At 53.0% G+C, this 16,422-nt stretch carries 20 protein-coding genes and 1 pseudogene; 12 read left to right on the top strand and 9 right to left on the bottom strand.

The genetic code is table 11. The features are described 5' to 3' along the window. Nucleotides 1-22 precede the first annotated feature (22 nt). The 4 genes and pseudogenes from B9K09_RS11400 to B9K09_RS11385 all read right to left on the bottom strand — a co-directional run bounded on the left by B9K09_RS11400 (nucleotide 23) and on the right by B9K09_RS11385 (nucleotide 2,399). On the bottom strand, nucleotides 23-448 hold the full coding sequence (locus B9K09_RS11400) for a RidA family protein (RefSeq protein ID WP_256574292.1): 426 nt from the start codon (nucleotides 446-448) through the stop codon (nucleotides 23-25). An 89-nt stretch (nucleotides 449-537) separates the two neighbouring features. Further along, on the bottom strand, nucleotides 538-987 hold the full coding sequence (gene soxR / locus B9K09_RS11395; RefSeq protein ID WP_087516908.1) for a redox-sensitive transcriptional activator SoxR: 450 nt from the start codon (nucleotides 985-987) through the stop codon (nucleotides 538-540). Nucleotides 988-1,058: 71 nt separating this feature from the next. Continuing rightward, nucleotides 1,059-1,261: pseudogene (locus B9K09_RS11390) on the bottom strand (cryptochrome/photolyase family protein); the annotation flags it as partial. Nucleotides 1,262-1,457: 196 nt separating this feature from the next. Beyond that, nucleotides 1,458-2,399, bottom strand: a complete 942-nt coding sequence (locus B9K09_RS11385) for an aromatic alcohol reductase (RefSeq protein ID WP_087516907.1) — start codon at nucleotides 2,397-2,399, stop codon at nucleotides 1,458-1,460. 96 nt (nucleotides 2,400-2,495) lie between these two features. Between B9K09_RS11385 and B9K09_RS11380 the strand changes: the two genes are divergently transcribed. Continuing rightward, entirely contained in the window at nucleotides 2,496-2,954 is a 459-nt protein-coding gene (locus B9K09_RS11380; RefSeq protein WP_087516906.1) for a helix-turn-helix domain-containing protein, read from the top strand. Nucleotides 2,955-3,492: 538 nt separating this feature from the next. On the opposite strand, the gene B9K09_RS11375 is transcribed toward B9K09_RS11380, so the two are convergent. Both B9K09_RS11375 and B9K09_RS11370 read right to left on the bottom strand, forming a co-directional pair. Further along, nucleotides 3,493-4,095, bottom strand: coding sequence for a glutathione S-transferase (locus tag B9K09_RS11375; protein ID WP_087516905.1), 603 nt, complete (start codon nucleotides 4,093-4,095; stop codon nucleotides 3,493-3,495). Between the two features lie 208 nt (nucleotides 4,096-4,303). Next, nucleotides 4,304-4,498 carry a hypothetical protein gene (locus B9K09_RS11370; protein ID WP_087516904.1) on the bottom strand — a complete coding sequence of 65 codons (195 nt, stop codon included), beginning with the start codon at nucleotides 4,496-4,498 and terminating at the stop codon, nucleotides 4,304-4,306. Nucleotides 4,499-4,642: 144 nt separating this feature from the next. Between B9K09_RS11370 and B9K09_RS11365 the strand changes: the two genes are divergently transcribed. Continuing rightward, the gene (locus tag B9K09_RS11365; RefSeq protein WP_087516903.1) at nucleotides 4,643-5,542 is read left to right on the top strand and encodes a LysR substrate-binding domain-containing protein; all 900 of its coding nucleotides are present in this window, start codon (nucleotides 4,643-4,645) and stop codon (nucleotides 5,540-5,542) included. Between the two features lie 104 nt (nucleotides 5,543-5,646). On the opposite strand, the gene B9K09_RS11360 is transcribed toward B9K09_RS11365, so the two are convergent. Next, nucleotides 5,647-6,609 carry a LysR family transcriptional regulator gene (locus B9K09_RS11360; RefSeq protein WP_087516902.1) on the bottom strand — a complete coding sequence of 321 codons (963 nt, stop codon included), beginning with the start codon at nucleotides 6,607-6,609 and terminating at the stop codon, nucleotides 5,647-5,649. Nucleotides 6,610-6,703: 94 nt separating this feature from the next. Here B9K09_RS11360 and B9K09_RS11355 point away from each other — a divergent pair, with 94 nt between their 5' ends. Together B9K09_RS11355 and B9K09_RS11345 are read left to right on the top strand one after the other, a co-directional pair. Further along, nucleotides 6,704-7,642: a DMT family transporter gene (locus tag B9K09_RS11355; protein WP_087519074.1), complete on the top strand. Its 939-nt coding sequence runs from the start codon at nucleotides 6,704-6,706 to the stop codon at nucleotides 7,640-7,642. A gap of 781 nt (nucleotides 7,643-8,423) precedes the next feature. After that, on the top strand, nucleotides 8,424-8,654 hold the full coding sequence (locus B9K09_RS11345) for a hypothetical protein (protein WP_087516900.1): 231 nt from the start codon (nucleotides 8,424-8,426) through the stop codon (nucleotides 8,652-8,654). Between the two features lie 228 nt (nucleotides 8,655-8,882). Here the strand turns inward: B9K09_RS11345 and B9K09_RS11340 are convergent, their stop codons facing one another. Continuing rightward, the gene (locus tag B9K09_RS11340; RefSeq protein WP_087516899.1) at nucleotides 8,883-9,080 is read right to left on the bottom strand and encodes a hypothetical protein; all 198 of its coding nucleotides are present in this window, start codon (nucleotides 9,078-9,080) and stop codon (nucleotides 8,883-8,885) included. A gap of 117 nt (nucleotides 9,081-9,197) precedes the next feature. Between B9K09_RS11340 and B9K09_RS11335 the strand changes: the two genes are divergently transcribed. The 8 genes from B9K09_RS11335 to B9K09_RS11300 all read left to right on the top strand — a co-directional run bounded on the left by B9K09_RS11335 (nucleotide 9,198) and on the right by B9K09_RS11300 (nucleotide 15,947). Further along, on the top strand, nucleotides 9,198-10,589 hold the full coding sequence (locus tag B9K09_RS11335) for a phage/plasmid replication protein, II/X family (RefSeq protein ID WP_087516898.1): 1,392 nt from the start codon (nucleotides 9,198-9,200) through the stop codon (nucleotides 10,587-10,589). 190 nt (nucleotides 10,590-10,779) lie between these two features. Then, the gene (locus tag B9K09_RS11330; RefSeq protein WP_087516897.1) at nucleotides 10,780-11,118 is read left to right on the top strand and encodes a DNA-binding protein; all 339 of its coding nucleotides are present in this window, start codon (nucleotides 10,780-10,782) and stop codon (nucleotides 11,116-11,118) included. 253 nt (nucleotides 11,119-11,371) lie between these two features. Continuing rightward, the gene (locus B9K09_RS11325; RefSeq protein ID WP_087516896.1) at nucleotides 11,372-11,629 is read left to right on the top strand and encodes a major coat protein; all 258 of its coding nucleotides are present in this window, start codon (nucleotides 11,372-11,374) and stop codon (nucleotides 11,627-11,629) included. Between the two features lie 68 nt (nucleotides 11,630-11,697). Continuing rightward, nucleotides 11,698-13,365, top strand: a complete 1,668-nt coding sequence (locus B9K09_RS11320) for a hypothetical protein (protein WP_157699348.1) — start codon at nucleotides 11,698-11,700, stop codon at nucleotides 13,363-13,365. Nucleotides 13,366-13,367: 2 nt separating this feature from the next. Next, a complete protein-coding gene (locus B9K09_RS11315) occupies nucleotides 13,368-13,712 on the top strand; it encodes a DUF5455 family protein (RefSeq protein ID WP_087516894.1) in 345 nt (114 codons plus the stop codon). Next, on the top strand, nucleotides 13,712-14,983 hold the full coding sequence (locus B9K09_RS11310; RefSeq protein ID WP_087516893.1) for a zonular occludens toxin domain-containing protein: 1,272 nt from the start codon (nucleotides 13,712-13,714) through the stop codon (nucleotides 14,981-14,983). The genes B9K09_RS11315 and B9K09_RS11310 overlap by 1 nt, the downstream gene beginning before the upstream one ends. 99 nt (nucleotides 14,984-15,082) lie before the next feature. Next, the gene (locus B9K09_RS22575; protein WP_157699347.1) at nucleotides 15,083-15,220 is read left to right on the top strand and encodes a hypothetical protein; all 138 of its coding nucleotides are present in this window, start codon (nucleotides 15,083-15,085) and stop codon (nucleotides 15,218-15,220) included. A 496-nt stretch (nucleotides 15,221-15,716) separates the two neighbouring features. Further along, nucleotides 15,717-15,947, top strand: coding sequence for a hypothetical protein (locus tag B9K09_RS11300; RefSeq protein ID WP_087516900.1), 231 nt, complete (start codon nucleotides 15,717-15,719; stop codon nucleotides 15,945-15,947). Between the two features lie 228 nt (nucleotides 15,948-16,175). Here the strand turns inward: B9K09_RS11300 and B9K09_RS11295 are convergent, their stop codons facing one another. Continuing rightward, nucleotides 16,176-16,373, bottom strand: coding sequence for a hypothetical protein (locus tag B9K09_RS11295; RefSeq protein WP_087516899.1), 198 nt, complete (start codon nucleotides 16,371-16,373; stop codon nucleotides 16,176-16,178). Nucleotides 16,374-16,422: the final 49 nt, after the last annotated feature.

Below are 16,422 nucleotides of genomic sequence, written 5' to 3'. Positions count from 1 at the left end.
GAACGGCAGCTCGTAAGGGCTGCTATGCCGCCGGCAGTGCGGCAATCGCCTCAACCTCCACCAGCATGCCGTCCAGCGCCAACCGCGGAACTGCGATCAGTGTGCAGGTGGGCAGGTGCGGGCCCCAGGCTCGCTTGGCCTCGGCAGCCCATTCGGCGAGGCGCGACTCAGAGTGATCGACCACCAGTAGGGTGAGTTTATACACGTCATCGAGCGTAGCGCCGGCCGACACAAGGCCGATCTCTATATTGGCGATTGTTTGCCGAACCTGCTCCGTAAAGCCAGGCGCAAGATAGCCCTCCCGGTCCTGTCCACCCTGGCCGGCGAGGTGCACGATCCGCGCGTTAAGGGGCACTTGAGCTACGTGCGAATAGGCGTTATCCGTCGGATCGTAAAGGCCGGCAGGGTTGGATAGGGTGAACACGGACGAAGACATGTCGGAAGGCATAACGGACTCTCCAATTGAATGAAGTCGCATCTTCAGACCTCAACTTATATTGAGGTCAAGCCTTTTTTTGTCGAAACAGTGCCTGCCGCTTAATCACGTTCCAGCAGCCCAGCCCCCGGGCCGTACTCGCCAAACTTGTCGCCAGGATTTCGCAGCGGACAGTCTTCCAGCGACAGACAACCGCAGCCGATGCAGCCATCCAGCTCGTCGCGAAGGCGCGTGAGAATGACGATGCGGTCATTGAGGTTGTCTCGCCAGCGCGACGAAATATCGCGCCATTGGCCGGCCGCTAGTTTGCTGTCCGACGGGTAAGCATCGAGCACCTGCTTGATCTCTTTCAGTGGGATGCCTGCTCGCTGCGCGACCTTGATCACGGCGACGTATCTGAGCACGTGCGCCGGAAACTGGCGCTGATTTCCACTGGTGCGGACGCTGGCTATCAGACCTTTCTTTTCGTAAAAGTGCAGCGCAGAAACAGCCACCCCGGCACGCCGGGCAACCTCGCCGACCGAGAGCATTTTCAAGCTTTTCACCGTCATGTGTCGCTCCAGCCTACATCCATCAAAATCGTGTGGGCCGCTAGCCTAACAGCAGAGCACTGCACTTCCGCAAACAGAAACGGTTCGCCGCTGGCCATCGCATCCTGATAATCGCCGAACCCGGCCAGGCCAAAATTCAGAAAGTATTCCCACAACGCCTGGGCATCGGTGTGGGTCACTGGATAGTCGAACGCATCCAGAGAACCGTAGTGGCTGTCGAAGCGTTCCCGCACCAGCGCAAGTACTTTTGAGTGATTAAGTCCGCGGAAAAACGATCCATCAGCTCGTCGTTTCAGAGCGCCTCAAACGTCGGCAGATCGTACGAGTACGATAAATAAACGGCTTTGCATCGGATTATGAATTCCGCGCTCCACCTTTCAGCCTTGGTCATCAACGTCCACCATCAGGTCAAGGAGCTTCTCAGCAGGTAATTCCCAGGCGCAGGATCATTCAGCTACGCGCTTCTGCGTTCAATTGTCTGCAAGATTTTCCCGAGCCCATTGCTCGGCGGTGGTGACCTGAATCGACTGCTGCTCGTTGAAAGTGGCAGCTTTAGGCCACGCCACTCCTCTACCTTGTGCGAACACAGCGCGGTACTTTTTGATGTGATGAGTGGGGTCTTTTTCCAATTCCTGGATTAGGTAGGGAACAGCCCACACGTTACGTTTGAATGGGCGTCCCAGAACCCGTTCAAGGATGCTCGCAACCTGCCCATACGTCACAGTGTCGCCAGAAAGGTAGACGATTTGATTGCGGAAGCGAGGTTCAAAGAAAACGATTTCCGCTGTCAGAGTACCAATGTCGTCTGGTGTCGTGAGCGTCACGCTGTTCTCAAGACTGCCTAGGGCGTTCACTGTGTCGTTTTCGAAGTCGACTACCTCAAATACAGGCTCGAAAAGAAAGCTGGTGAACATACCCGTCGAGATGATTACCCATTCAGTTTTGTCTTGGGAACGAAGCAACTCGCGCACATCGAGCTGAGCATCGAATAGATCCTGGGGACTGCCCCGACCGATCACCTCAAAATCGACGCCAAATTGCCATGGGAAGTAGCGCTTCACGCCGGACTTGAGAGCGGCTGTAGCCAACTTCATAGGGGTTTCTCTACCCGCGACCATGCCTGCGCAACCTATTACGGTATCAAACCGTGCGAACACTTCAGCAAGCTGATCGATTGAGTCATTCACTAGGTCTGCGGCGACCATTTGGATGCCCAGACTACGAAGCTCATCGATTTCTACCTTTTTCTCAGGCACCTGAGTGTTGATGGTCGAATCCCTGAGCAGAACGCTGATTTTGGAGCCGGGCGTACGCTTTGCCACCCGCGTAAGATTGCGCAAAACCGGAAGACCAAGTTCACCGGCGCCTAGAACTAGAATTGATTGGGGGGAAAGCTGGGTCACTTCGGTCATGATTTCTCCTGAGACCTGTTGTCTGTAAGATGAGCGAATGCTTGCACAATTCAGCAGCGCTCGTAAGAAGGCACATGTGTGATACTAGGGGGTGAAATGACCGATCATGAAGCTCTTAGCCAAGCAGAAGCTATCTGCCAAACGCTTAGAGAAGATGATGATGGGGTTAGGCGGGAAGTCCTCGCCCACGCAGGTAGCCGCTGGTCATTGGGCATCCTGCATGCCTTAGGTGTGTACGGAAAAATGCGCCACGCCGAGATAAAAAGGCAGATGGCTGGTGTGACTCAGCGAATGTTGACTAAGACGCTACGCGGCCTAGAGCGGGATGGTCTAGTGGTTCGGCGGGAGTTCGATGAAATTCCGCCCCGTGTTGAGTACGAGCTGACGCCGCTGGGCATGGAACTGTTGATCCGTATGTCCCCTATCTGGACTTGGGTAGTCGAAAATGTCGAGGCCTTCCGAAAGGCCCGTCGCGTTTTCGACAGTCAGGATGGCAAAAAAACTTCATGGCAAATCCCCGCCTCGATTCCAGTAGATCCAGAAGCGCCTGAGTAATCGTTAGCGTTGCAAGTAACGTCTTTAGGCTAAATCGGCTAAGCGTCCGTCCAACTCACAGTGCGTAAGTCAGGCCTGAAGCGGTTGCTTGATCGTTGGCCCTACGACCGCATCCTTTCTGCCGGAATCATGTGCTTCGTGCTTGGAGGCGTGGCATTCCTAGCAGTGGAAGCACTGGGGGCTACATGGCGCGGCCGTTGTGGTGCTGCCGATGTGCTTGGTCAGTCTCGCTAATCGTTCGTCGCTGCCGCTGGCCGTGTCCGGGGCCAGCGACAGCAAGCACGGGGGCATTGGTCGACGGCAACAATACGCAGGCTATCGAACCAAAACGGCCCTTTGCGGAGGTATGAGGTTTGGGGAGACTCGGCGCGATCCAATGCCGCCATCAATATCCTAGGCACCGCGCCACGCGAATACTACAGTCTTTTGTGTAAGCATCTCTTTCTGCAGGACTCCGAGCCGGACCATTGGATTGACTATCACTTGGGCGCAGAGCGAAGAGCCGGTGGGTGCCGGCTCGCCGTACGTGGCAGGCGACTTATTCGATGGGGTATCGCTTGAAGGCCGGGTGTTCTTCAAGTCGCTTGGCATGGCGCTGCAGATGCGGGAAGGTCTCGGCGTTGACCACTGAAGCAACGGTGAACTGGCTGAAGGACCAGGCCACTGCGGTGGTTATGGCACCTTGGGTCAGCGCTTCGTCAGCGCCGTGGGCTAGGCACTTTTCCAGGGCGGAGTAGGCCGCCAGTAATTGGCCGGTAACCCGGTCGAGCCAGGGTTCGTGGAGTTTTTCTGCGGGGCGCAGATTATGCTCGTAGACAATCTGTACGGTTTTTTCACAGGCGGCCAGGGCGAGGCCGATCAATTGCAAGTCCTGGGCGCGCGCGCTGGCCTGCTGTGGTAACAACTTCTTGTCGACTGGCGCCAACGCTTCGAAGTAATCGAGGATCAGGCTTGAGTCCATCAGCACGGCTGAGTCATCCAGCACCAGACTGGGGGCCTTCACGACCGGATTGATCCTGGCAAATTCGTCGTAGGTGCTGAATACCGAGAGCGACTGATGCTCAAAGTCGACTCCGTACAGATCCAGGGAAATTGCTACGCGGCGCACGTAGGGCGAGTCCAGCATGCCGATCAGTTTCATGAAGCCTCCATTTACGTCAGGGTAATTTTCAAAGTGCAGTGAGGGTGTTTGAGGTACTTACGCAGATTCAACAGCAACCCGGGGGAGCCGGTTTCGGCCTCTGTCACGGGGGGCCACGAACAGCTCTATTTCTCCCTCACCCTCCAAATAGGATCAGGCTCGGGGCAAGGCAGGTGAAACACCCCTGTTCCAGGCGCACGTCAGATCCTTAGGAGGTAATCCAATGGCGCCTCTTCAGCGCGACGACATAGGCCTGCTGCTCCAGCCAGAAAGAGAGTAGTTGATCCTTGGTCACCAGCCATTTCAGCGAATGTCGGTCCAAGGCCATTTGCGTCAGCAATGCCTGTAGTGCCTGGTTGATGCGGGCAGTCGAGACGTTCTGTTCCATGATCGTGGTTTTCATCGGAGACGCTCCGCGGTTCGCGAGTTGACGGTGTAATGGGAAACCCCCTGCGGCTGATAGGATTGTTAAATAGAGGTTACTTTATAGCGAGGGAAACCCTTACAATATCGATAATTTTTACCAGAACCGGTTAGTTAAACTTACATGAGTGCATTTCCTCCATTGACCTGCCTGCGCAGTTTCGAGGCCACCTCCAGGCTGGGAAGCGTCACCCTGGCGGCCAAGGAATTGCACGTAACTCATTCAGCGATCAGCCAGCAGATCAAGGTGTTGGAGGAAATTGTGGGGTTGACCCTGTTCGTCCGGGAAGGGCGTGGCTTGCGTGTGAGTGAGGATGGGCGACTGTATGCGCTACAGATCCGCAAAGCCCTGGGAGATATCGCCGAGGCCACGCGATTGATCCAGGCACAGCCCAAGATGGGCGAGCTGGTGGTGGCGGTATTGCCGTCGTTCGGCCGGTCCTGGCTGTTACCGCGCCTACCGGGTTTTCAGCAGCTTTACCCCCATATCAGCATTCGGCTGCAAGCCAGTCTGACGATCTCCAACCTGCACCAGGAATCGGTGGATATCGGCATCCGCATGGGCAAGGGCGATTGGGAGGGCGTAGAACAGAAGCTGTTGTTCCATGATGAAATCGTCGTCGTCGCTGCCCCTCACTTCAATGGCGGACGCTTGCCGCAGACCCCGCAACAGGTCATTGAAAGCAAGATCATCTACAACACCGAATCCTGGTTACCCTGGTGCGACGCGGCGGGCGTCGAGATGGGCAACGAACGCAAGGGGTTGTGCAGCAATGACTCCAACCTGGTATTGGAGGCGGTCCGCCTGGGGCAGGGCATCACGCTAGAACGGCGAAGCCTAGTGCATGACGCCGTCGAGCGGGGAGAGCTGGTTCAGTTGTGCGACATCAGTGCGCCGTATACCTATCCCTATTGGCTGGTGTGGCCGCCCAGAGAAAGTTCGGAAGACAAGCAGCGCGAGTTCTCCCATTGGTTGTCCGGGGAAGTGGACCGTTACCTTGCCCAACTGAAAAGAAACGCCTGAAGGAGGCCTTGCCCGAATCCCTGACGCCACGCACCCAGGCGACCCTGGAGCGTATGGCTCAGCGCAGCGGCGAAAGCCTGAAGCAGGTTATGGCGCAGTGGTGCCTACCCTGGTGCGTAAGCTGCCACGGGTGGGAATGCCGGCGGTTGCCCGGCGGCGCGCAGCAAGCCATTGATCAGGTGCTGCTGGTCGCGCGATTGGTGCGCCGATTGCGTCCAGACCAGCCTGTATTCGTAGGGCGAGGTGAGTTGATGGCGGTCGCCGAACACTGCCGTCAGGCGCCCGCTGGCCAATTCGTCCTGCAGCAGCGCAGAGCTGCCGATCATCACTCCGCCATTCTGCGTTACTTCATGCATGGCGTAGCCCACTCCGCTGAACGATAACGCCGCAGTGGTCTGAGTGTGGCGCTTGGCAACCGCCGTGAACCAGTCGTCCCAGGTGGCGTTGCCCAAGCGCTCTTGGTAGTACCAGGGCGACTGGACCAACCGTGCGCCCACTAGGTCTATCGGTTCGTCGATAGCGCCCAGGCTGCTCAGGTAGGCCGGGCTGCAGACTGGAAAATAGCAGTCCTGCAGCAGTAACGCCGAGTTCGTCAACGCAAGCTCGCGAGGGCTATAACGAATCGCCAGGTCGGCATCGCCATGGTCGAGGTTGCGCACTTCGGAACTTGGGTCGATCGTCAACGCAATAGCGCCACCGGCAGTGATGTCCGGCAGGCGCTTGCTCAGCCAGTGACTGGTGATGGAAACCGTGCAGGTCAATACGATACTGGTGCCCGCTTGCGGGCGCACGTCCTGAGTGGCCTTGAGTAACAGCGAAAACGCCTTGGACACGTCACGGGCCAGGAGTTGCCCCGGCTCATTGAGTGTCACGCCGTTGGCGGTGCGATGAAACAGGCTGAGCCCCAGGTTGTCCTCCAATTGGCGGATCTGCCGGCTCACCGCGCCCACTGTCACGCACAACTCCTGTGCGGCTTCGGTGAGCGTGCGACAGCGAGACGCTGCTTCAAAAGCACGCAAGGCGCTGAGGGAGGGGAGGCGGCGAGGTTTTTCCAGGTTGAGTTTCATGCAAGCACCTTAGCAAAAGATCGATTACTTGCCAGAAGCGATGCGCATAGCCTTGAACCCAAGTTTTCAATACTGTGGCTCAGGGTCAATGACTATGCTCGACGCACGTAAACCCCTCGATGTTTTTTCCGTGTCCACGATGATGGTCCTGTGCCTGTTATGGGGTGGGCAGCAGGTCTTGATCAAGCTTGCCGCACCGCAGCTCGACCCATTGATGCAACTGACCATTCGATATGCCATTTCTGCGCTGATCCTGGGCGGCTACCTGTGGTACCGCGAGGGCGCCGGGCTGTTCCGTGACAAGACAGTCGGAGCAGGCGTCGTGGTCGGAATCCTGGTAGCGCTGGAATCGATCTTCATTGCTGAGGGCCTGCGGTACAGCAGCGCCAGCCATATCACCGTGTTTCTGTATACCGGCCCGTTGTTTGCGAGTTTCGGTCTGCATTTTCTGCACGAGGAGGAGCAACTCAGTGGTAGCCAGTGGTGTTTCGTGGTGCTGGCGTTCCTAGGCATCGTCATTACTTTCATGGGCCGGGGCGAAGGTGCTCAAGGCAACACGTTACTGGGGGACGGGCTTGGGCTGCTGTCTGGAGCAGCCTGGGGAGCCACCACTATCGCGGTACGTACGTCGACGCTGGCCGGTGCGCGGCCGGAGAAAACTCTTTTCTACCAGGTGAGTATCGCGACGCTGCTGATATTTCCGCTGACCTTTTTCATGGGGCACTCAACGTTTGAAATCGATGGCGCGGTGGTCGCAAACCTAACCTTCCAGACCTTGGTCCTAGTGCTGGGGACGTTCTTGGGCTGGTACTGGCTGTTGACCAAATACCTTGCGTCACGGCTGTCTGTGCTGCAGCTGTTGACGCCTGTGGCAGGCGTCGCCCTGGGTGTGGTGGTGCTCAATGATGCGCTGGACCTGTGGTTCGTGTGCGGAGCACTGCTGGTACTGATTGGGATCCTGGGCGTCAGCGTCTTGGAGGTGCTGACCCTACGCCGAGCAGGGGTGACGTCCCGCCTGGCGTCCGAGGCATGATGCCGCTGTTTCCTGCTGCCAAAGGTCAAGTTGCTATGGATATGAATGACTGCAAGATGATTTCTCAGGCGCTGTCCACCCGCAGAAGCGCACTTTAAAGATATTGAAGCTCAAGCAAATCGCTTGTTGTCTTTCTTATTTGCTCTACAAGGTGCTTTCTGTATAAAGATTCATCGCGATTGGCCACCAGAATTTTTTGTCATTAGCGTTTGCATCTGGATGTTCTTTGCTATCTGTTTTTTAGTGCAGGTGACGCAATGACTGAGCTTATCGTGCCTGATGGTGTTGTTATTGAAGCTCCCGCAGATGGTTGGCGTTCTTGTGAGTGTGACAGTCAATCCAATGGCTCTGATTGGTGTGATGACTGAAAAGAGCGTTTTGAGCGGTCGTGGTCTGAGGGCTTTTACGACCTCGGTAGGCCACACGATGACTGACCTTTACATTTGTCCATCATGCTGCAAGCAGCTCAACAGCATTGAAGAGCTGCTCGGTGTGGCTAATTGGATGTGTGATTGCTGTGCAGAGATAGCGCTAGTGATTGAATACGAGCATTGACCTTGTGGCAAATACCAAAGACTTCGCGTAATGGACTGAGATTGATGTGAAATTTGGTGCGGAAAATCTCTCGATCCGCGACGAATTTCATATAATCTCGATTATGCGATGCTCACTAGCGATCATTAGCCTGTGATCTGCGTTTCTAGGTACGGTAGCCGGTAGCGCTGCTGGCCCGGTAAAGGACTGGACTTGTCCTCCAGCACCGCCTAGAGATCACAGACTAATGACCGTTACCCTCAAAATTCCCGCCTACTTAGTCAAAGACGCCCAGCTTTATTCGCCTTCACGCGATGAACTGGATGCTGTCTGTTACGTCCTGCAGGACTACCCGCGAGTGGTCGCAGAATCCCGCCAGATGCGTTCTAGGCTCTCGGATATCGACCGGGAGTCGTCCGAGCTTGATAGCCGCCTAGCAGCCCTACAAAGCCTTTGCAGGCAGATCCTCGACCTCTAGGGCAAAGATCCACTCATCATTGTCCAACCCGCTTTTAGCTCTCCGTGGCCATAGGCTCAAACGACTCGGTACACCCGCACATTTGCGATCGGCCCGGAGGGGCGAAGGGCGACAGCCGTGCTTTTTTTTGGGCGCCGCGACCGGGCACCGGTTGGGGTGTGAGTCCACCGTATCGAATGGTGGACTCTTGTGCGACAGTCGCATTAATCGACTATTTTTTGATCAGCTTCAATCATCGAAAACAACCCTTATCGCCCCTGATGCAGTGACTTCAAGATTGCTAATCGCCTTCTCTAAAAAGGCGTGAACAAGCTCTGAATCTTTAAGTGGCTGCATGCCTCTTTTGACCAGCTCTTTGTTGATGTCAACAGCCTTTTTTCTCAGGGTTTCTTGCTCTGATTGGCTCAGTCGAATGTTTGTTGGCATGTCTCTGCTCATTGATTACACCTCTACATATATTCATGTGTGCACGTTATAAGTGTTGACGTGTGTGCATGTGCACGTCTACATTTGATTCAAATGTTATGTGTGTGCATGCATCCTATGCTTGATCGAATCCATATGTTCATCCCTTTTGACGATCTGTCGATCAATGAGATCGGTACGGCTGATAAGCCGTTTCATGTCGTTGATCTGGAGTCGTTGGGTGTTCAGATGCGTGCTGCTGGCGGGATCTCTCGCCGGTGTGATGGTCAGGGTTTTGACTGTGAAGACTTGTCGCATGCATGGGAGTCCTTACCGTCGAGCTATACGCCAATGGCGTTTAAGGTTTTTCACCAGAGTTTCAGTAAACGCTTAGCGCCCGGTGTTGAATTAAAGGCCAGTCCTGCCAAGTTGTTGCAAGGCCATAACGTTTTTGGGCCTACATCCATTCGCCTTGGTGCTGAGGTGATGCTCAAGTGGTTGGCTGGCACCTATCCAATGCTTTACCGCCGTCTAAACCTGCAAGCCATTGAGGTTTACGGACTCGATTGCACTTACTCGGCACGTATGCCGAATGAACCGACAGCGTTACAGGTCATTCAGTTCATGCGTGGGGTCAGCAATGGCCAGACTCGCAACCGGGGCGACGACTACCAAACAACGGCTTACTGGGGCGCTAAAGACGGGCGTTTGCGCAAGATCAAAGCCTATCTGAAAGGCCCTGAATTCCTTTTGGAAATTCAGAAGGTTCTCAAGTCTGCGGCAGGTGCCAAGGGCGATCCGGAACGCCGTCACGACCTTGATAACGCCCATGTGCGTGAGTTCAAGATTTATCGACGTAACAAGCGTGTGCCTATGTCGGTTTTGTCGGCCTCGCGCACCTTGAAAGTTCTCCAAGATGAGCGGCTCAAAGAGTACGCCCGCCTTTTGCTTCGCATCGAAGCAACCGTTATGCATCGCTGGCTAGAGCGCCGGAATCTTCCGACCAATCTGTGGGCGTTGTGTGACTACCAAGAGTATCTGCAAGGCGAGGGCAGGTGCTTTATCCAAGAGTGTTACACCGCTGTAACTGCTGAATTGTTCGCGGCCTTTGAGGGTATGACGATGAAACGTATAGATGACGAAAAAGTGCTGGCCGCACTGATTGAAAAGTTCACCAAAGTAGGGAAGGGCAAGTGGACTAAAGCCCGGGCCGATAAGTCCACAGGTAGCATCATTCCGGGGCTGTTTACGCCTGGTAAATCCAGTGATGCATATGCTCGAAACCTCTTTCGTACCTTTCGCAGCATTCGCGATTACGGCTGGGAAGAAACCATGAAATCAATGGCCCGCCGGACCTTCTACGACCATGTCCGTGACATCGAGTCAGTAGGGGTTTCCAAAGCCATGCTGCAAAACCTTAAAGACCACGACAACGTTCGCAACGTTGTGCCGGTACTCCAGCTGCTCCAGATCGATTTCAGCACACAGCGCCCGGACTGGTATGTCGAGCCGTCGGTTGAGGCTGCGTGATGATCGTTCAAGGCCGTTGTTTCTGTGACTTTTGCTCTGAGTACTTAGGCCAGATTTGGAACGAACCTGCATGCGCTCCAGACCTTTTGCCGGCCTATGAATTTCGTGTTTGCGATGACTGTTTCATCGCATCCGAACCGCTAGAACCAATGGGCGACCGCCCGATACTGACGTCAGAGAGGAACATCAAATGTTGTTAATTACAGGTCTGTGCCATGGCTACAAAGCAAACGAACGCACTTACAGCGGCAATTCGTTCACTGATCACCTGATTTTGATCGAGGTTGAAGACCTCAATCAGTTTGGCATTCCAGAAACCAAAACAGTGAGCATCAAGCTCTCTAAATCTGACCTTGAGAAGGGCGCTCAGCACCCTTACGACGCACTCAAAGGCAAGCCAATTACTGTGCCTGTTCGTGTTGGCGCTTGGGCTTCAAACGCTGGCAAAGCTGGCTTTGACTTCTGGCTGTCTGGCGACCGCAAGCCGGTCAATATGCAGATTGCCAAGCCTATTCAGGCGGCTGGTTAATCTCTGCCAGAGGTTATTTAAACCATGTCTGGCGAACTTACTTTGCAAGATTTGGCAGACCTGTTTTTTTGGGTCGCCATAACACTCGGCTCGGTTGTTACTTTCGGGCTGGGTTTTATAGGTGGGCAACAAAGATGATTGATCAAGATACTACGTACTGGGTTTATCTCTTTAGTGCTTACCTTGTTTCATGGGTCACAGGTTATTCACTGGGCCTTAAATTATTGATGGTTCGTAAAGCGGTGGATTCCATATGAAAAAACGTCTTGAGTTCCTCAAGTTTCAAAATGCACAACGTGCGTTGGCTTCGGGTGCTGTTGTTATTGGTGGTCTTGTTGCATCTGCTTCGGCGCATGCTGCTTACACCATGCCAACTGTAATTACGACAATGTTTACTGATATGGGCGAGGCTTGGACGCAAGTTGAAGATCTCGTTTGGCCGATTGTCGGTGCGGTTCTTATCGGTATCTTTGTCATTCGCAAAGTTAAGCAAGGTGCTCGACAGGCCTAATGCTTGTGCTGTTATAAGCGCCCCTCGGCTAGTTGTGGGCGCAGCCCGGGACTGGCCGAGGGTCGCTTATGATTTATTCCATCGTTAAACTCGTTACATCCTTCCTATTTTTTGCATATCACAAAGCGCCGATTTGTAGCCGCACTGTTAAGCGGCCCTTATCAGTAATTCTTTTTTTTGTATTCGCATTAACTTCCTCTATCACTTTTGCTGCTGATTATTATTGGTCTTATCCATCTGTTGGTAGTTTCCCGGTGGGGCAGGCTTCTACTCCTGAAGCTGCCTGTACTCAATATTTAGCACATGTAACATCTACTTACCCCGGTGGTCAGCCTTGGGCTTTTGGCTATGTAGCTGTTTCCGAAACCAGTTATGGATGTTATGGCCATCAGAATGCAGGGATTGACAGTTATCGTTATACGGGAAATCGAGGTGGTGACTCATGTCCTGTTGGGACTATTTATAACTCTCAAACTGGTGCCTGCGATGCTCCAGTTGCTTGCCCTGGTGATTCAGTGCGTGATGATGTGACTGGCGAATGCGTGCTTGAGTGTCCAGCGGGATCAACCCCTGATCCAGCAACCATGACTTGTCAGAGCATCTGTGCTGAAGGGCAGTTTTATGACTTCGAAACCGAGTCTTGCAAGTGGCCTGAGGACGAAAATTGCCCGAGCGCCAGTAACTGGAATCCTGATACTCAAGACTGCGTTTGTGATGGTGACGGAGTGCTCTCAAACGTCGCCGGTTTTCGTATGTGTTTTGCGCCTGCTGACGGTGAGTGCACCAAGGATAGTCCTGATTTTGTTGGGTATTACAACGAGACAACTCCGTTCTGTAATGGCCGTGCACGCTGCCCTGACGGCACTCAGCTAGGCGGTGTTGGTTCTGGTGATAGCCTTGAATATGTTTGCCTTCCTAAGCCTAGTCAGGATGACCCTAGCTGTCCCGGCGGCCAGTTTGGCGCTGTTAACGGCAAGCAGGTTTGTATTCCTAAACCCGGTGCTGATCCCAGTTGCCCAAGCGGTCAATCCGGCACTGTTGGCGGGCAAACCGTTTGCCTGCCTAAGCCCGGTGATTCTGGTGGCTGCAAAGAGGGCGAAACCCCCGGCTTTGCTGGTACTGGCGCTGAGATGAATGCGACTTGTGTACCTGCTAATTACAAGCCTGAAACATGCCCAGCGGGCAGCTATTCGGTCAATCAGGAAACCGGCGGCTTTGCCTGTGTGACGGTTAGCGACGGCTCTAAACCCGGTGATGATGGTGGTGAGAGCGGGCAGGGTAAAGGCGGTTCTTCTGACGGTACTGCTAAAGGTTCAATTATCACTAAAGATGCTGCCGGTAATGTTACTGGTCAATCTGAAATAGAACTAAAACTTCCTGATGGTCTTTTGCAAGATCAGCCAACTAATACTTATTACAAAGAAAGTGTAGATTTCGGCGATAAAGAACTTGAAAAGCTTGACGCAGCTGCCGCCGAAGTTGTTTCTGATTTTAGTGACCCTAATGGCATGTTTACTGAGCGGTCTAAATTAGATGACGCTGGTGATTACATGCTTGGTCTGTTTGGCTATTCGACAGGCTGTAGTGGTGATGTTGTTTTTTGGAATGGCACTGGTAAAACTGTATCTGCTAGTTGTGACAAGTTAGAGCGCATGAAGCGGATTCTTGGTTGGTTGGTTTATGTAACTACTTGCATGGGTATTTTTAATATACTTACTCGTAAGAATGAGGACTGATTATGGCTATTCCTTTAGTTGTTGCTGGTATTCCTTGGCTGGCTACTGTTTTAGGTGGTTTATTTGCAGCGCTCTTAAGTTTCTTTGTTCGTTTTTTTACGAAGAAGTTTGCATTAACGGCTGCTTTTGCCGCTGGTTCTCTAGTTCTCTTTGGAACATTCTTTTCTGTAATTTGGGGTCTTCTTCAAGGCCTTAATTATGTTGCGCCTGCCGAAGTTGGTATGGCTTTTAGGATTATCGTTCCTAATAACTTTGTCACTTGTATGGGTGCTTATTTAACTGCCCGTATTGCGCGTTGGGTTTACGATTGGAATACGCGAGTTCTTCAATTTAGGTTGAATCTCTAATGGCCGTTTACTTTGTAACTGGCAAGCTTGGCTCAGGCAAAACACTTGCAGCTGTAGGCCGTATTAAAGACAAGTTGCACGCTGGCTGTAAGGTGGCAACTAATCTTGATATTCGGCTTGAAAAGATGTTTGGCGAGAAGTCGAGGAGGGCGGTTGTTTACCGTCTTCCTGATAAGCCCGGTATTGATGACCTAGATGCAATTGGCATCGGTAATCCGTCCTACGATGAATCTAAAAATGGTCTGCTTGTTCTTGATGAATGCGGCACTTGGTTCAACTCGCGCCAGTGGGCTGATAAAGAACGCCAGCAGGTCATTAACTGGTTTTTGCATGCTCGTAAAAAAGGCTGGGACGTTATTTTTATCGTCCAAAATATCGCCATCGTGGACAAGCAAGCCAAGCTCGCACTGGCTGAGCATGTTGTCTATTGCCGCCGTCTGGACAAGATGTCGATACCCGGGATTTCGATCATTTGGAAGATCATTACTGGCGATCCTCTGCGGCTTCCCAAGCTGCATGTTGCCTCTGTTCGCTACGGTGATTTACCTACGTCTTTGATTGTTGATCGCTGGTGGTACTGGGGTTTTGACCTGTACGACTGTTACGACACCAAACAGGCGTTCTCTGACTTTTATCCGCATTCGACTTACCAGCTGCTCGCGCCCTGGTACGTGATCGGGCGTTATCGTTTGCCACTCACTTGGAACAAAATCATGAGGCTGACAAAAATCCACTGGAAGCAATTTAGCCGTCCAATAGTTGCGGGCGCATTTTTCGCCGCGGGCATTGCTGCTGCGATCTACTTTCGCGATCCTGTTGTGATTCCGGCTGAGCCTTTGCCTGTTGCGACTGCTGCTGTCGAGGTGCTGCCTGATGCTGATCAGGATGAATCACAGTCTGACGAAGCGCCTGCCAAGCCTGAGCGGCCTGTACATGACAGATATGCCGATTGGCGCATCGATGGTCATTTTCGCTTAGGTGAAAAACAGGCTTATTTGCTGCGATCGCCAGACGGCGTAGTCGTTTCAGTGGACAATATTCGGCGCAAAGGCGTGGACGTTTTTCCAATTGATAACTGTCAAGTCAAGCTGGTTTCAACGACTGACCTTAGCGATTGGGTGAGCGTTTACGCTAACGTTTGCAGTCCAGAACCATCGACTGAGGCAGTTGCAACAGCGCCGCCAGCGCGTAGCCTTAAGCCCGCTGAGTACGTGCCACCAGCAACACGTCTAACCGTTGTAAACTCTGGCAAACCCGGCCATTTATGGTGATCAAATGATTGAGATCATTGCTCTAATCGCCAAGGTTTTGATGGTTCCTATGCTGATACCGGCAATTCCGTTAGCCATAGCTTTTTGGATCTACAGCAAATGACTAAAACAGAACTACAAGCCAAAATAATTTCTATGAATCCGCTTAAAGAAAACCTGCAGCATTACACGGCACATGTTGTCGTATGGAAATGGCGCGAGCAGGAGCAGCTTGTTAATGCCCTTAGCGAGGTTTGAGCAATGATTGAGTTCCTAGATGCTATGCAGGTCATTGGTAGTTGCTTGGGTGTTTTTATTTTTGTAGGTGGCGTTATTTTCCTGATCATTGATCCTCAGGCGCCACACGATGACTGAGCTTATTGCGCCTGACGGTGTTGTTATTGAAGCTCCCGCAGATGGTTGGCGTTCCTGTGAGTGTGACAGCCAGTCAGACGGCTCTGATTGGTGTGATGACTGCAAAGAGCGTTTTGAGCAGTCGTGGTCTGAGGGATTTGACGGCCTTGGCAGGCCACATGATGAATGCTAAGGCTTCGCATAATGGACTGAGATTGATGTGAAATTTGGTGCGGAAAATCTCTCGATCCGCGACGAATTTCATATAATCTCGATTATGCGATGCTCACTAGCGATCATTAGCCTGTGATCTGCGTTTCTAGGTACGGTAGCCGGTAGCGCTGCTGGCCCGGTAAAGGACTGGACTTGTCCTCCAGCACCGCCTAGAGATCACAGACTAATGACCGTTACCCTCAAAATTCCCGCCTACTTAGTCAAAGACGCCCAGCTTTATTCGCCTTCACGCGATGAACTGGATGCTGTCTGTTACGTCCTGCAGGACTACCCGCGAGTGGTCGCAGAATCCCGCCAGATGCGTTCTAGGCTCTCGGATATCGACCGGGAGTCGTCCGAGCTTGATAGCCGCCTAGCAGCCCTACAAAGCCTTTGCAGGCAGATCCTCGACCTCTAGGGCAAAGATCCACTCATCATTGTCCAACCCGCTTTTAGCTCTCCGTGGCCATAGGCTCAAACGACTCGGTACACCCGCACATTTGCGATCGGCCCGGAGGGGCGAAGGGCGACAGCCGTGCTTTTTTTTGGGCGCCGCGACCGGGCACCGGTTGGGGTGTGAGTCCACCGTATCGAATGGTGGACTCTTGTGCGACAGTCGCATTAATCGACTATTTTTTGATCAGCTTCAATCATCGAAAACAACCCTTATCGCCCCTGATGCAGTGACTTCAAGATTGCTAATCGCCTTCTCTAAAAAGGCGTGAACAAGCTCTGAATCTTTAAGTGGCTGCATGCCTCTTTTGACCAGCTCTTTGTTGATGTCAACAGCCTTTTTTCTCAGGGTTTCTTGCTCTGATTGGCTCAGTCGAATGTTTGTTGGCATGTCTCTGCTCATTGATTACACCTCTACATATATTCATGTGTGCACGTTA

The sequence above is a fragment of the Pseudomonas sp. M30-35 genome (assembly GCF_002163625.1).
Taxonomy (GTDB): domain Bacteria; phylum Pseudomonadota; class Gammaproteobacteria; order Pseudomonadales; family Pseudomonadaceae; genus Aquipseudomonas.
This window is presented reverse-complemented; position numbering and strand designations above follow the sequence as displayed.

Bases quoted from the DNA above. Each gene is read 5' to 3' on its own strand.
- B9K09_RS11400 (WP_256574292.1), bottom strand. From the start codon at position 448: ATGCCTTCCGACATGTCTTCGTCCGTGTTCACCCTATCCAACCCTGCC.
- soxR (WP_087516908.1), bottom strand. From the start codon at position 987: ATGACGGTGAAAAGCTTGAAAATGCTCTCGGTCGGCGAGGTTGCCCGG.
- B9K09_RS11385 (WP_087516907.1), bottom strand. From the start codon at position 2,399: ATGACCGAAGTGACCCAGCTTTCCCCCCAATCAATTCTAGTTCTAGGC.
- B9K09_RS11380 (WP_087516906.1), top strand. From the start codon at position 2,496: ATGACCGATCATGAAGCTCTTAGCCAAGCAGAAGCTATCTGCCAAACG.
- B9K09_RS11375 (WP_087516905.1), bottom strand. From the start codon at position 4,095: ATGAAACTGATCGGCATGCTGGACTCGCCCTACGTGCGCCGCGTAGCA.
- B9K09_RS11370 (WP_087516904.1), bottom strand. From the start codon at position 4,498: ATGAAAACCACGATCATGGAACAGAACGTCTCGACTGCCCGCATCAAC.
- B9K09_RS11365 (WP_087516903.1), top strand. From the start codon at position 4,643: ATGAGTGCATTTCCTCCATTGACCTGCCTGCGCAGTTTCGAGGCCACC.
- B9K09_RS11360 (WP_087516902.1), bottom strand. From the start codon at position 6,609: ATGAAACTCAACCTGGAAAAACCTCGCCGCCTCCCCTCCCTCAGCGCC.
- B9K09_RS11355 (WP_087519074.1), top strand. From the start codon at position 6,704: ATGCTCGACGCACGTAAACCCCTCGATGTTTTTTCCGTGTCCACGATG.
- B9K09_RS11345 (WP_087516900.1), top strand. From the start codon at position 8,424: ATGACCGTTACCCTCAAAATTCCCGCCTACTTAGTCAAAGACGCCCAG.
- B9K09_RS11340 (WP_087516899.1), bottom strand. From the start codon at position 9,080: ATGCCAACAAACATTCGACTGAGCCAATCAGAGCAAGAAACCCTGAGA.
- B9K09_RS11335 (WP_087516898.1), top strand. From the start codon at position 9,198: ATGCTTGATCGAATCCATATGTTCATCCCTTTTGACGATCTGTCGATC.
- B9K09_RS11330 (WP_087516897.1), top strand. From the start codon at position 10,780: ATGTTGTTAATTACAGGTCTGTGCCATGGCTACAAAGCAAACGAACGC.
- B9K09_RS11325 (WP_087516896.1), top strand. From the start codon at position 11,372: ATGAAAAAACGTCTTGAGTTCCTCAAGTTTCAAAATGCACAACGTGCG.
- B9K09_RS11320 (WP_157699348.1), top strand. From the start codon at position 11,698: ATGATTTATTCCATCGTTAAACTCGTTACATCCTTCCTATTTTTTGCA.
- B9K09_RS11315 (WP_087516894.1), top strand. From the start codon at position 13,368: ATGGCTATTCCTTTAGTTGTTGCTGGTATTCCTTGGCTGGCTACTGTT.
- B9K09_RS11310 (WP_087516893.1), top strand. From the start codon at position 13,712: ATGGCCGTTTACTTTGTAACTGGCAAGCTTGGCTCAGGCAAAACACTT.
- B9K09_RS22575 (WP_157699347.1), top strand. From the start codon at position 15,083: ATGACTAAAACAGAACTACAAGCCAAAATAATTTCTATGAATCCGCTT.
- B9K09_RS11300 (WP_087516900.1), top strand. From the start codon at position 15,717: ATGACCGTTACCCTCAAAATTCCCGCCTACTTAGTCAAAGACGCCCAG.
- B9K09_RS11295 (WP_087516899.1), bottom strand. From the start codon at position 16,373: ATGCCAACAAACATTCGACTGAGCCAATCAGAGCAAGAAACCCTGAGA.